Source organism: Oceanobacillus polygoni (assembly GCF_008304605.1).
Lineage (GTDB): Bacteria > Bacillota > Bacilli > Bacillales > Amphibacillaceae > Oceanobacillus > Oceanobacillus polygoni.
In genome coordinates this window covers 49,067-62,944 of sequence record NZ_PIJY01000014.1, presented here as the reverse complement: position 1 = coordinate 62,944, position 13,878 = coordinate 49,067, and the positions used below count along the sequence as shown (strand labels likewise).

The window sequence follows — 13,878 nt, the reverse complement described above, 5'->3', positions numbered from 1 at the left end:
CTCATCTATATTAATTATTCTACAACCTAATATAATTATAGTATAAGGAAAACGCTTAAAAATATAAAAGAAGGCTTTTACTTCATGGATTAATAGAAAGTTCCTTTTTACAAACAAATTCTACTGAAAGTAATGTTTATTAATAAGAAGACTAAATGGGGATTTGAGGTTCTAAATCACTTTTTATAATATGCTAAAAAGCCCATGTTTCCAACTGTAAACATGAGCTTATCTATGACTAAACCTTCAAAATTTTATTAGCGGTAAATTCGTCTATTACTAATGAATTTATATACTCACCACGAATTGCTGCAAGAGTAATATCATTTTTAAATGAGTGAGCTACCACTCCAATCGACCACTTTTTCTTTTTTAAAGAATCTAGTGGTACACCAATAACATAGTTAGCTGGAAGCTTAATCATTTCTCCCTTTTCATCAACCATTTGAGCTAGGATATGACCAACTGCTCCCTTTTCAAGATATTCTCTTCTTTTCTTCTCGTCTAAATAGCCTGACCTATGCAAACTTGAATTTTCTTCTGAAAGTGAACCGAGTCCCATTAATACAATATCGCAGTTTTCGGCAACTTGTAATACCTCTTGGATTTGCCGCTGATTGAGAAGAGCATTTTTTACTTGTTCATCAGAAACAACCGCAGGGGAATTAATATATTTATAACTGCCCTTGAATCGCTCAGCCAATTTATATGCAAGTTCAGGTCCGTCGATAGCTGGATTCCCACTCCCTAGAGATCCTACTAATTGGATGACATCAACATCGGTAAGATCGGTTTCAGTGATGGAATCGACAACATGTTTAATCGTCCTTCCCCATGAGATGCCTATCAAGTCATTTATTTTAAGTAAACCAAGCAAGAATCTTGATGCCACATACCCAACGCGCTTTAATGTTTCATCAGCGTTTTCGTCATCTGTCTTAACGACTAAGACATCCTTTAAATTAAATTTATTTTTAATTTGGTCGGACAACTTATAATCGAGTTCTACAGGTGTATTAATGTTAATACTCACAATGCCTCGTCTTTTGGCTTCTTGGATCATTCGTGACACTGTAGGCCTTGAAACCCCTAACATTTTTGAAATCTCTTGCTGACCCATTTCTTGTTTATAGTATAGCTCAGCCACTCGCAATACTTGATGGTCCTTGACACTCATTTGCTCTCACCTTTAAAATTTATTTACCATAATCATAACATACAGCCCTTCTATTGATTAAGAAAAAAGCACCCCTCTCAGGGGTGTTTACTTTCGATTGAAGGTGTTTTTCCATAATTACATGTTTTCATTTTGTTATCAAAACTTATGCCTTTTTCTGCATTGGTGCTTCCGCTTTTATTCTTTCTGACTTAGGATGATTTAAGTCTGTAATGTTTATACCTTTTCTCTCTAAACGCTTTACTAAGAAAGTGATGAACAAAGGTAACCCTATAAGACCTACGACCACTGCAGTTGCAATTTGAACGGTAGCTACTGCCACTATCGGTGCAAATGCAGGACTTGCTGCGGCGATTATGGCAGGAGTAGCAATTGCATTACCTGCTATCGTTCCTTCTGAAGCACCAACAATCGGGTTCCATCCAAACCAGCTGTATACCAAGTAAACTCCTCCACCAGTTAGAACAATCGTCAAGATACCGATAAGCACTCCACCAATTCCACCTTCAACTAATGACTGCAGTGAAATTCCCATTCCAATACAGAAAGCAAAGAATGGAATCAGTAAATCTGTTCCTTTTGAAAGAAGACTACGCATATCCTCATCAATATTTCCAAGAATAGCACCAAGTACTATTGGTAGTATAACCGAAATTAAATCTGTAAAATTAAAAAGGCCCTCTACAAAACCCATCATCCCAAATAAAGAAAGGCTTATCATTGTAAGAAAGGGACCATCACTGATTGCATTAAACGGATACGCGGCAGTATCATCTTCTCGACCATACTGTCCAGCAATCGCCAAATAAACTGAACCGGCACTATTACTCATACCAGCGAGGATAGCAATCGGGGCCATTCCAAGAAACAACCCTTCCATGCCAGCGACAGAAAAACCGATTAGAGCGACAACAGCAGCAATGAACCATTTCATAAAAAGTAGGGTAAGACCTTTTTTAAAAGCAGAACCAATCATATTGACACGAACTTGAGAACCTACACATACTAGAAATAGAGCAATAAATGGCATTGTGCCATTTACTAGCAATGCTTCGGTAAATCCTCCTATTCGTAGAAGACCTGGGGCGATTGAATTAATAATCATTCCTAGAAAAAGCGGAACAATCACCATTCCGGCTGGAATTTTCTCAATGGTCTTTTTGATTTTCATTCTACATACTCCTTTTCAAATATAGATTCTCAAATAATCTAATCATTACTTCTATAAAATGAATATTTCTTCTGCATTTATTTTGTACGAATTCGACCGCTCTCTTAAAAAATAATTGGTAATTAAGCGCTTTCAACTGTTTCGGTACTGCTTTTCGACATTGGGAAAAACATCCCGTCTATTGAGTACCTGTAACAGGTAATAGCTTGCTTATAAATCAGGGGGAAAACAGCTTGGAAGTGGCTTCTTGAAAACCATTTACCCCGCTATCCATAAAGAATAGCAAAATCAAACTAAAAATTAATTTCACCTCTTTACCAAAGTAACACCAGCTAAACTCAATGGCTTTCAACCTTAATTAGCGAACAATGTCTGCTCCTCTACTTTCTAACAAGCCATTTAATTCCTTTTCATTGGTATTAACAACTTCGCCATATTGGCTCAGCGCTAAAGCAGCTGTGAGGACTCCATATTTAAGCCCTTTTACAAAATCCCTCTCTAACCAGCCGTGTAAAACGCCACCAGCCAAACCATCACCAGCACCTATTCTGTCTATAATTACAACCTCGGGGGCGGGCTCCTCATAAATCACACCGTCTTCTAATCCGACAACACCCGCCGCGCCTCTTGACATAACTAATTTGTTAGCATTTGAGATTTTTTGCAACTGACGAATGATTTCATGATCATTCCCCTCACAACCGAATACAGATTCAGCATCACGCTTCGAGCAAAATAACACTTCTACGTTTTGAATCATCGGCAACATCGTTTCATATGCTTCTTCTACCTCCCACAAAGTGCTACGATAATTGACATCGAAGCTAATTGGTACTCCGGCTTCATGTGCTCGTTTGATTGATTCTTGAACTATTATTTTTGTGTTTTCGGATAATGCGACCGTAATCCCAGTTAAATGAATAATCTTTGAGTCTAGTAGATAAGACCAATCGACATCTTCCTTGAGAATATTGGTAAAACAAGTATTTTTACGGTCAAAAATGACCTTTGTCGAACGAGGAGGTGCTGCGTACTCCACATACAAGGTTGCTAAACGGAATTGATCGGACCAAATAATCTGATCTACATTAATCCCGTGACTTCGATATTCATTTCGAACCCTTTTACCTACCGGTGTTTCTGGCAAACAGCTTATCCACCCAGTTTTCCAGCCTAAACGTGATAAGCAGCCTACTACATTCCCTTCAGCTCCAGAAACCCCGATTTCAAAAGAACTAGCTAAGTTTAATCTTTTCCCAGCTGGGACAGATAAGCGAAGACTTCCTTCTCCGATAGTTGTAACATCGAAGCTCATAATTTGTTCCCCTCTCTTTGTTTTTACATAATTTCAATATAAGAAATTTATATATAATAAACGGCCTATTTGCAATAACAAAAAATTCCACTTATTCAAATTAGTAATTATCTTTTAATAGGGCACTCGCCTACTAATAACTTAACAGACTTACCTTGCTTCCATAGCAAATTGGCTTCTATTACTAACAGGACACATTGTTAAAGCGATTACATTTTATCCACTTAAAAATTAGAGCAGTTCTTTCTCACACCACTTATCAATAGTAACGACATTAAAACACCAGCCTTTTCTCCACTGTCAAAAGCACCTTTGCTTTTACAGTAGTCGTTGCGATTCCAATCGACCGCATTACATTTGCAAATTAACAAGCGGAAGCAATAGGAATCTCTCCCCCAATTTCATCAATAGGATGAGCCAGCAAATGTCCAACAGCACCTAATTGGAGCAAACTTCCCTTTTCTTCTACATCCAAAAAATCCGATCAAAAACAGGGGTATGCACGTTGGTTCCTACAAATCCTGTCTCATTGACTCTTCCAAAAGCCTTGAGACTGTGAGCCTGGAGACCCCATAATTTCTGATAGCTTTTGCTGTTAGATTCCGCTGATAATACAATTCAGCCACCCGTGTAATCTGGGCATATTTTTGGTCCATAACGATACTCCTTAAATTGTCGTTTTCTTCTGACCGTAAGTATCATTATAAACTCGGTATCCTTGTTCGACGACGTCTTCTGGTAAAGGTTCAACTTTTGTTCTCAACATCGCATAATGAACAGATTGTGCCGTTTCCTCTAATATAACGGAGGTTTTCAATGCTTTTTCCGATGTCTTTCCAATTGTAAAGATACCGTGACTACGAATTAAAATAGCCTCTGAATTTCCGATTTTCTCCACTATCTCTTGTCCAATTTCCTCTTCACCAATGATGGCAAAATCAGATATTGGAATCGTCCCTCCAAAAACAGCAGCTGAGGTTGTTGTGTAGATATGCAACGGTTCCCCGGTTATAGCGAAGCTCGTAGCATAAGGAGAATGCGTGTGAACAATACCATGAACGTCATCGCGATGACGGTATACATATAAATGGGAAGCAGTATCAACAGAAGGTTTTAAATCCCCATCCACTACTTTTCCATATAGATCAACAACCACCATTTTCTCTGGTGTTAGTTGATCAAACAACACTCCACTTGGTTTGATAACAACATAATTGGTTTCCGGATCTCTTGCGCTTACATTCCCACTTGTCCATAACACTAAGCCGTTATCTACAAGTGCTATATTTTGAGCACATACGGTCTTCCTTAATTCCTCAAGTAGCATAATCTTGAAACCTCCTTAAAGTGCTTCTAATTGAGTTTGCTTTATGTCTTCTTGCTCTTCCTTTAAATCAAATGCTTTAACCTGTTCTTCGGTAATATTCAAGTTCCTGTCTAATACTTTTTCAATCGTGTTTAATAAACCAAGAGCATCTAAACCAAATTTACGCATTAAATATTCTGCAGAAGCTCCATGTCCATAGGTATCTGGAATACCTATCTTCGTTAATTTTGTTGAGATTCCATTCTCAGCCATCACTTCTGCAACTGCTGATCCTAAGCCACCAATTGCCGAGTGGTTTTCAATTGTAATGACGCCTTTTTTCGATTCCTTAAGAGCTTTGACAACCCGTTCATCAGTAAATGGTTTTAAAGTAGAAATATGAAGGTGTTTCACATGAACGCCTTTCTCTTTTAATAAATTGACTGCCTTCATTGCCTCTTCTGTACAGATACCACTAGACAATACAGTAATATCATCACCTTCATTTAATATTCTTGCAGTATTAAACTTCAATGGTTCATTTTTCGGAAACAAACGAGCCAAACGTCCGCGTAACATCCGGATGTAGACGGGTCCATTGATATCATCGGTGGCATCTAAGACGGTTTCAACGTCGGTCGCATCACCTGTTTCAAAAATCGTCATATTTGGGACACTTCTTAGGACAGAAATATCCTCGATCGCTTGGTGAGTAACTCCACCTGGTGTCATGATACCCGGAAGGAATCCAACTAAACGCACCTTTAAGTTTGGGTATGCGACCGACATAGATAATTGGTCATATGGCCTTCTATATAAGAAGACAGCAAACGTATGCAGGAATGGAACATAACCTTCCCTCGCCAAACCACCAGCCCAGCTTAGCATGTTTTGTTCAGCCATCCCCATGGAAACAAATTTTTCAGGTAGTTGTTTTTTGAACTCAGCAATCTCTGTTGATCCTGTTAAGTCTCCAGATAAGACAAGAACGTTTTCTCTTTCCTTTCCATATCTCACCATGTTTTGGGAATGTGGATTATTTACAAATTCAACCATAATTACCGAACCCCTTTCTTCATTTTTTCAAGAATCGCTTTAAATTGTTCAACTTCATGGTCGCGAAATCTTACAAAGTGAAGATTTGGCTTTCGATAATCCAACTCTGGTAACCCTTGAGCAGAATTGGTATAACATAAAACGAACAATGGTTTGCCTTCAGTTGGTGCTTGACTCGCCTTCACTAATTCCTTTATATTGTGTCCATCAACAGTGACACAAGTTCCACCAAATGCCTCAATTCGAGAATTGATTGGTTCGATATTCATGACGTCTTTAGTCCAGCCATCGTACTGTTGACCATTAACATCGACATAAACAACAAGATTATCTAATTTATAATGAGCAGCAGCTTGGATCCCTTCCCAAGTTTGCCCTTCCTCTAACTCTCCGTCAGACATGAACAAGAAAACGCGTCCTTCTTCATTCCTCATTTTTCTAGCATGAGCAATTCCTCCTGCCTGGCTTATCGCTTGACCAAACGAACCTGTTGTCAATTCAAAACCAGGGGAATGTTCCGCACCGATTTGTTCGACAATGCTTCCATCCACATTAAATTCTTTCAGTGAGTCTGGCGACAATCTTCCCGATTCAACCAAAGCCGCATAAATCACGACGGCATAGTGTGCAGGTGAAATTAACAAACGATCGTAACCTGGTCCAGTTGGTCCGTTATAAGCGGCACCTGTAACATAGTCTTTATTGCTGTTTCCAGGTATTCCCCCAAAAGCAGGAGCATCAAACGGAGCTTGGCTTTCTCCTAATTTCATTAACCCGCCATATAAAACAGCAACCGTTTCGGCACTAGAAAGAGCTTGACTCAAATAACACCCATTTTTTTCAATGGTTAATTCTAATACCCGTTGGCGAATCCCATGAGCCATTTGTTCCATTTTTTTATATTCATATTGTTCATCCAGTTTTAGCTGCGTGCTTTGTACAACATTTGATCCAACATCCATGTCCTTGCCTCCTTAATGATTTCCATGCTATTTCTGCTGTTGTCGTTCCACATTTCTAATCCAAAAGGTCCATCGTATCCAGCTTCGAAAAGGGTCTCAAACACAGCTTTGAAATCGACGATTCCTTCACCAAATGGAGTTCTTCTAAATACCCCTTCCTTCGTATCTTTAAGATGGATACCAATGATATGATTGATGTTTTCTGCTAGCGACTGTTTGACATTAAAATGATGCGCCGTTAAATTCCCGACATCCGGATACATCTTTAACCAAGGTGATTGAACTTCTTCGACGATTTCTTTTATTTGTTCAAGAGAAATGATGTCTCTGTCGACATTCTCAATACCGAGCATCACCCCTGCTTGACTGGCAAGTTCAGCGGATCGATACATTCCTTCTAAAAACCTTTTCTTTGAATCATCCGTTGTAACTTCATGTTCAAGCGTATAGTAACCGGCAATTTGGATTGTACGAATGCCCATACTTGATGAGAAATCAATCGCCTGTTCCATAATTTGCATTGCTTGTTGTCGAATCTCCACTTCTTTACTTCCGAAAGGAAAATCACGATGGACACTTAGAACCATATTGTAGAAACGGACTCCACTGTTTAAGCTAGCACGAAGCCACGTTGCTTTCTGTTCTGTAGACCACTGAAACCTTGGTAAACGGTCTTTGTCTAAAGCCATTTCAAAAAAAGAATATCCAGCATCAGCTATCGAGTGTAAAACGTCTTCAATATCCTTATTGAGTGGCAACGCCTTCTCATAGATTCCTAGTTTTATTGTTTTCATGAGCAGCTCCTCCATCATCCAAACACATGAATAATTTCATCTTTATATTGTTTTGCTGCTTGAAAAGGTTCAGGGGAATTAGCGATTTTCCTTCCAGCAATAAAGCAATAAACCGGGACATCTTTAAATAGTTTGATTTCGTCAACGGATAATCCGCCAGTAATACTCAACTGAAAGCCTTTGTCAGCTAAATTCTTTAGTTCAAGGATGACTTCTGGGGTCCACTTCACTTCTTCCTCTACCACTTCGCTGGAACGGTGATAAATTAACTGGGTAATCCCTAAAGATCGCCAGTAATCGGTTTGTTCACTTGTGAAAGATTGATTTATTTCTATCTGTACGTCTTTATTTTCGCGTGATTTTACTTCCTTAACTACTGCCTCAATCGTATCATTTGAAGCATCACTCATGACCGTTACCCAATCAGCACCGGAGTCGAAGGCCAATTTGGCCAGTTTTCCCCCAGCTTTAATAATGCGAATATCCGCTAACACGATGTGCTCTGGAAATAGGCTTTTCATGATACGAACCGCCTTCATTCCATTTTCAAAAGCTAGCATCGTGCCTACTTCCATCACATCCACTTGTGATTGAGCTTTTTGAGCAGAAGCTAAAGAATTCGACAAATCATGATTATCTAAAGCTAGCTGTAATTTGGGTCTGCTCATTTTTGCACCTCTACTTTTCCATTTGGTAAACTCTTGCAGGGTTATGAATCATAAACTTATCAAGCACTTCTTGACTGAATCCTTCATCAAGCAATCTTGGTAAGAAACGTTCTTTAATCCAGTTGAATCCTGGGCCATATCCGTATACTTTATGGTGTGATCTTCTTCCCATATCATTGGAAAGCATGATTTGATCTTCGTAACCATCTGCAACTAATTGTTTAAGCAATTCAATTCTCATGCTATCTGGATAATATTTTGCTTTTCCTGGACCATCATAGATGATATTTGCACCCGTCTTTAAAATTTGACGATGGTACCATAAATCAGGAACACGGTCTACGTGGGCAACGATAAATTTACTCATATCAAATCCTTCGTCTAACACAATTTCACATTGCTCAATCCCCATCGTTCCAGCCGTTGTATGAGTGTGGAAACATGTACCGGCTTCTGTCGCTGCACGCGCACCTGCTCTTAACACTTTCTCTTCGTTTGGGGTAATGTGATTATAAGCAGTACCAGCTTTAATCCATCCAGCTTTAACAGTCGTACCATCCATCCCTACCTGGACATCACCTAACATTCTCTCTGCAACATAGTTAGTTGACCATTCATTTAGTTCTGGCTCCATGCCATGCTCTTCACAAATGTACCCTGTACACGCAACAACATGTACGCCTGATTCTTGAGAAGCTGTGACCATTCCTGGAGTATTTCTTCCCCATGATTCTGGAGTTGTTTCAATAATAGCTCCACCACCTATTTCTTTAAATTCTCTTAACATTTGAATTGCCAATGGAACACTGTCTAAATGGTGGTCCAGATTATTTTTTGTTCCTTCCCCCTGTGGATTTGTCAAAATATGTTCATGTGCCATTGTAAAGCCCATTTCTAATGCCTCGATATCTCCTAATACTGTTCTAACTTTTCCTTTTGCCATACAAAAACTCCTCCCATTTTTTGAACAAATGTTCACTCGTTTGAACAGATGTTAAATATAAATCTAATATAACATATAAAAAGCGTTTGCAAAATACCTTTTTTCAAAAAATTTACTTCATTACAAAAGATTAAATATTAATAATATTTAATCTTTATTAACTGCGGATATAGAAGAGTAGAAGTAGTTTTCAGGAAATATAGAAGCTTAGTGTAGGGAGGTAATTAATATAGAGAATAGGAGACCGTAGGACAATAAACATCCATTTATACATCAAAAAACACAACATAAGTGGAAAATATGTTGTGTTTAAATAGTAAATAAATTCTAAAGCCTTTATTATAAATTATAGTTGTCAGGAAATTCGTTGTTCATCATACCTTTAGACGAGTATCACTGAATACATTTAAGTATCCTGCATTATCCGCTCCCCTATTTTTACCGAACCTTGATCTTCCTTCTGCCGTAAAATATTTGCCACTCTCTTCAATAAAACGAATCACTGTATCAGTATCGTCCATTCTGTAATACTTGGGAATATATACATGTTATCCCTCCATCTATCTTAATATATATTTCAAGGGACACCCCCAAACTCAAGCCCACCACATATCAACAGGCCTCTCCCGAATCAACACATCCTTCAAATTCCCAACAGCCGCCTTAAACCCTTCATCCACAGACATCAGCGGATCCTCATGTTCAATACTCACCACATAATCATATCCATATGTCCTTAAAGCACTAATAATATTGGACCATTCCTGCGCGCTATGTCCATAGCCGACACTTCGGAATGTCCAAGCGCGTGTCTGCACATTGGAATATGGCTGCATGTCTGTTAGGCCGTACATGTTTACATTATCCCAATCAATGTAGGTGTCCTTTGCATGGAAATGATGAATCGCATTTTCCTTGCCAAGGATCTTGATCGCTGCAACTGGGTCAATTCCTTGCCACCATAAATGACTCGGATCGAGATTTGCGCCAATAGCATCATTTGTCGCTTCTCTTAATTTAAGCATCGTGTATGGCGTGTGCACAAGAAAACCAGCATGCAGCTCCAGTCCAACTTTTACACCATGGTCTTTTGCAAACTGTCCCTGCTCTTTCCAATATGGAATCAATTTTTTCTCCCATTGCCACTCGAGAATATCCGAATAGGCTGTCGGCCAAGGTGTTACCGGCCAGTTCGGATATCTGGAATCCTCATTGGAACCCGGTGTTCCTGAAAATGTGTTCACAACTGGAACATCCATCAACTCTGCCAAGCGGATGGTTTTTATAAAAATGTCATGTGAATCCTGTGCATGCTTTTTGTCTGGTGACACTGGGTTATCATGGCAGCTGAATGCACTGATCGTTAAACCACGTGAGTGAATCTTATCTAAATATTCCTTCCGCTTATCTTCACTGTTTAAAAGCTCATCAACGTCGCAATGGGCATTTCCTGGGTTGCCGCCAGTGCCAATTTCCACTGCATCCACGCCAGCTTTCTTTACGTAATCGAGCATTTCTTCTAATGGTTTATCTTGAAATAATACGGTGAATACGCCAAGCTTCATACTCTCTCCGCCCTTCTAAAAATTAGTTTTGTCACGGCAGTCAAGGGATGGCCCCTCCGAAAACTGCCTTCTAACATGTCTTATCTAAAATTGACACTTGATCTCGTCTCACTGCTTCTATAAATTGCTTCGATAATTTTGGAAACCTTCATCGCTTCTTCAGGCTTCACAACTAATTCCACCTCACCAAGACAGCTCTCAACAAAATTTTTAGCCTGGGCAAGTCCTGCTGCAGTTTCATCATGCTTCGCTTCAGCAGTGCTTTCCATCATCTTGCCAAGCTTCGGCTGGTACAATTCAAATGGGTACACATTCAAACCACCGTCAGATCCGGATAGGCTGAGATGAATTTTATCTTCTTTTATATTCGCAGCCCATGAACATTCGAATTGAAGGGAAATGCCATTTTCAAACGTCATGTAGGCCGAAACGTGATCATCCACCTCAAATGTTTGATGGTCAAAAATTCCCCAGTCGTTAATTTGGTTCGGGGATTTGCTTAGCCGGTTATATGTCGTTCCCATCAATTCCACAGGCTCCTGTTCACCAAGCAGCCAGATTGCTAAATCAAGCATGTGACAGCCAAAATCAATTAAGCTTCCACCGCCCTGCAGGTCTTTATTTGTAAAAACTCCCCAGCCGGGAACCTTTCGTCTTCTTAATGCCTGAACTCTTACAACAAGTGGATCGCCTATTTCATTATTCATCACTGCTCTTTTGGCAAGCTGACCAGCCTCTGTATAACGGTAGTGATAGCCAATTAAAAGAAGTTTTCCTGCTTTTTTAGAAGCTTCGAGCATCCTTTCACATTCTGCTGTCGTAATTGCCATCGGCTTTTCACATAGTACGTGGACTCCTGCTTCAAGTGCCGCTACGGATATTTCACAATGGAATTTATTTGGCGTACAAATCGCTACTGCATCCACTTCTTTGAATAAATCATGGTAATTCTCGAACACATAAGGAATGTCATATTTTTCGGCAACCTCACTGGCACGCTGCTGATTCATATCATGGACTGCTGTCAGCTCAACCTTGTCCTGTAATTGCAAGAAGGCAGGGATATGTCTGCTTTGAGCAATCCCGCCAGCACCGATGATACCCATTCGTAATTTTTCCATCGTATCACCCCTTCACACTGCTGATTTTCCGAGTTGCACTTGACTCCAAAGCACCTAAAATAACTTCCAAAGACTTCATGCCCTCTTCGCCGTTTATCAATGGCTCGCGATCTTCCAGAATGCTTTCCACGAAGTGATCGATGACATGTGTTGTCGTCTGTCCACCGGACTCATTGGTTTGGATACCGCCAAGTTCATAATTCACCACTTCACCTGTTGCATATTGGACAACCAAGGAATATTTCGGATCATCCTCCAGCCGCAATATGGCTTTTTCCCCGTAGATAATCGTGGAATTATCTTCTTTCGCGTTGTATGCCCAGCTTGCAGCGAGCGTTCCGATAATACCGCTTTGCGTCTTCAGAACACAAACGGCATTATCATCTACATCGGTATCTCCCTTTGCACTTGTTTCAACAAATGCCGCTACCTCGGAAAATTCCTCCCCAAGCAGATACCGCATCAGATCCGCCTTATGTACACCAAGGTCTCCCATTGCACCAATAAAGGCTTTTTCCTTGTCAAAAAACCAGCCTTCTCTCCCATCAGCACTCCATGTTTCAGGTCCGCCATGGCCAAAGGTTGTCCGGAAGCTGTAGATTTTTCCTGTCTCACCGCTTTCAATTAATTGCTTTGCTTTTTGATGGGAAGCAACAAAGCGCTGATTATGTCCAATCATCAATTTTTTACCGTTTTCCTTTGCTGCTTGAATCATATTCTCTGCTTCTTCACTTGATGTTGCCATCGGCTTTTCGCATAAAACATGCTTGCCAGCATTCAGTGCCAGAATGGAAACAGGTGCATGCAGATAATTTGGCAGGCAAATACTTACCGCATCCACATTCTCGGTTTCAAGCAACTGTTTATAGTCTGTATATGCTTTGGCGCCGTACGTTTGCGCCATTTCCTCCGCACGTTCCTCCACGATATCGCAAACCGCTGTGATTTCTACATTCGGATTCGCATCATATTCAATCAAATGTCTCTGTCTCGCAATGCTTCCACAACCAATTACTGCAACCTTTAATTTCGCCATTGCTGTCACCCCTATTTCGATAATTTCTCAAGTGGCTGTCTGTTGCCATATACATGCTTTGGTGTATTGGTATTTGCAGCCCATTTCACGCCATTTTGGATTACCTTCTGAATTTCCTCGTTGTGATAGGTTGGATAGGTTTCATGCCCAGGACGGAAATAAAAGATTTTGCCACGTCCACGTTTGAAGGTTGCCCCACTTCGGAACACCTCGCCACCCTCAAACCAGCTGATAAAAATCAATTCATCAGGCGTTGGAATATCAAAATGTTCCCCATACATTTCTTCTTTTTCCAGCTCGATGTATTCTCCCAGCCCCTCTGTGATTGGATGTGTCGGATCCACAACCCAGAGTCGTTCTTTCTCATCCGCCTCGCGCCATTTCAAATCACAACCAGTACCCATCAGCTTTTTGAACACTTTGGAAAAATGCGCCGAGTGAAGTACGACAAGCCCCATGCCATCCAGCACACGTTGCTTAACTCTCTCCGCAACTTCCTCACTGACTTCTTCATGCACTTTATGCCCCCACCATACGAGCACATCTGTTTCAGCCAGCACTTCTTCTGTCAATCCATGCTCCGGCTCATCGAGTACAGCTGTTTTTGTTTCATGACCAGCTTCTTTTAGAAAGGCTGCAATTGTTTCGTGGATTCCATTCGGATAAACCGCCGCAACTGCAGCGTCCTCCTTCTCATGTCGAAATTCATTCCATACGGTTACTTTCATTTTGTTCACTCCTTGATTTTTATTGTATTCATCTAG

Annotated in this window: 13 protein-coding genes; all 13 read right to left on the bottom strand. The window is 40.2% G+C overall.

The features are described from left to right. Positions 1-238 precede the first annotated feature (238 nt). Positions 239-1,177: a sugar-binding transcriptional regulator gene (locus F1560_RS05215; RefSeq protein WP_149473581.1), complete on the bottom strand. Its 939-nt coding sequence runs from the start codon at positions 1,175-1,177 to the stop codon at positions 239-241. A gap of 145 nt (positions 1,178-1,322) precedes the next feature. Continuing rightward, positions 1,323-2,348 carry a 2-keto-3-deoxygluconate permease gene (locus F1560_RS05210; protein WP_149473580.1) on the bottom strand — a complete coding sequence of 342 codons (1,026 nt, stop codon included), beginning with the start codon at positions 2,346-2,348 and terminating at the stop codon, positions 1,323-1,325. A 358-nt stretch (positions 2,349-2,706) separates the two neighbouring features. Continuing rightward, on the bottom strand, positions 2,707-3,663 hold the full coding sequence (locus F1560_RS05205; protein ID WP_149473579.1) for a sugar kinase: 957 nt from the start codon (positions 3,661-3,663) through the stop codon (positions 2,707-2,709). Positions 3,664-4,330: 667 nt separating this feature from the next. Next, positions 4,331-4,990: an L-ribulose-5-phosphate 4-epimerase gene (locus F1560_RS05200; protein ID WP_149473578.1), complete on the bottom strand. Its 660-nt coding sequence runs from the start codon at positions 4,988-4,990 to the stop codon at positions 4,331-4,333. A 15-nt stretch (positions 4,991-5,005) separates the two neighbouring features. Further along, entirely contained in the window at positions 5,006-6,025 is a 1,020-nt protein-coding gene (locus tag F1560_RS05195; RefSeq protein ID WP_149473577.1) for a transketolase family protein, read from the bottom strand. Positions 6,026-6,027: 2 nt separating this feature from the next. Further along, complete coding sequence (locus F1560_RS05190; protein ID WP_210095943.1) at positions 6,028-6,987, bottom strand: transketolase; 960 nt, start codon at positions 6,985-6,987, stop codon at positions 6,028-6,030. After that, complete coding sequence (locus F1560_RS05185; protein ID WP_187773635.1) at positions 6,948-7,781, bottom strand: L-ribulose-5-phosphate 3-epimerase; 834 nt, start codon at positions 7,779-7,781, stop codon at positions 6,948-6,950. Before F1560_RS05185 ends, F1560_RS05190 begins: the two co-directional genes overlap by 40 nt. Positions 7,782-7,795: 14 nt before the next feature. Further along, positions 7,796-8,449, bottom strand: a complete 654-nt coding sequence (locus F1560_RS05180; protein WP_149473575.1) for an orotidine 5'-phosphate decarboxylase / HUMPS family protein — start codon at positions 8,447-8,449, stop codon at positions 7,796-7,798. 10 nt (positions 8,450-8,459) lie between these two features. Further along, on the bottom strand, positions 8,460-9,392 hold the full coding sequence (locus F1560_RS05175; protein WP_149473574.1) for a phosphotriesterase family protein: 933 nt from the start codon (positions 9,390-9,392) through the stop codon (positions 8,460-8,462). Between the two features lie 596 nt (positions 9,393-9,988). Beyond that, positions 9,989-10,957, bottom strand: a complete 969-nt coding sequence (locus F1560_RS05170) for a sugar phosphate isomerase/epimerase family protein (protein ID WP_149473573.1) — start codon at positions 10,955-10,957, stop codon at positions 9,989-9,991. Positions 10,958-11,037: 80 nt separating this feature from the next. Beyond that, positions 11,038-12,078, bottom strand: coding sequence for a Gfo/Idh/MocA family protein (locus tag F1560_RS05165; protein ID WP_149473572.1), 1,041 nt, complete (start codon positions 12,076-12,078; stop codon positions 11,038-11,040). Between the two features lie 4 nt (positions 12,079-12,082). Next, a complete protein-coding gene (locus F1560_RS05160; RefSeq protein WP_149473571.1) occupies positions 12,083-13,114 on the bottom strand; it encodes a Gfo/Idh/MocA family protein in 1,032 nt (343 codons plus the stop codon). Positions 13,115-13,125: 11 nt separating this feature from the next. Next, entirely contained in the window at positions 13,126-13,842 is a 717-nt protein-coding gene (locus F1560_RS05155; RefSeq protein WP_149473570.1) for a ThuA domain-containing protein, read from the bottom strand. Between the last annotated feature and the right edge of the window lie 36 nt (positions 13,843-13,878).

Coding starts and splice junctions, on each gene's coding strand:
- F1560_RS05215 (WP_149473581.1), bottom strand. CDS start 1,177: ATGAGTGTCAAGGACCATCAAGTATTGCGAGTGGCTGAGCTATACTAT.
- F1560_RS05210 (WP_149473580.1), bottom strand. CDS start 2,348: ATGAAAATCAAAAAGACCATTGAGAAAATTCCAGCCGGAATGGTGATT.
- F1560_RS05205 (WP_149473579.1), bottom strand. CDS start 3,663: ATGAGCTTCGATGTTACAACTATCGGAGAAGGAAGTCTTCGCTTATCT.
- F1560_RS05200 (WP_149473578.1), bottom strand. CDS start 4,990: ATGCTACTTGAGGAATTAAGGAAGACCGTATGTGCTCAAAATATAGCA.
- F1560_RS05195 (WP_149473577.1), bottom strand. CDS start 6,025: ATGGTTGAATTTGTAAATAATCCACATTCCCAAAACATGGTGAGATAT.
- F1560_RS05190 (WP_210095943.1), bottom strand. CDS start 6,987: ATGGATGTTGGATCAAATGTTGTACAAAGCACGCAGCTAAAACTGGAT.
- F1560_RS05185 (WP_187773635.1), bottom strand. CDS start 7,781: ATGAAAACAATAAAACTAGGAATCTATGAGAAGGCGTTGCCACTCAAT.
- F1560_RS05180 (WP_149473575.1), bottom strand. CDS start 8,449: ATGAGCAGACCCAAATTACAGCTAGCTTTAGATAATCATGATTTGTCG.
- F1560_RS05175 (WP_149473574.1), bottom strand. CDS start 9,392: ATGGCAAAAGGAAAAGTTAGAACAGTATTAGGAGATATCGAGGCATTA.
- F1560_RS05170 (WP_149473573.1), bottom strand. CDS start 10,957: ATGAAGCTTGGCGTATTCACCGTATTATTTCAAGATAAACCATTAGAA.
- F1560_RS05165 (WP_149473572.1), bottom strand. CDS start 12,078: ATGGAAAAATTACGAATGGGTATCATCGGTGCTGGCGGGATTGCTCAA.
- F1560_RS05160 (WP_149473571.1), bottom strand. CDS start 13,114: ATGGCGAAATTAAAGGTTGCAGTAATTGGTTGTGGAAGCATTGCGAGA.
- F1560_RS05155 (WP_149473570.1), bottom strand. CDS start 13,842: ATGAAAGTAACCGTATGGAATGAATTTCGACATGAGAAGGAGGACGCT.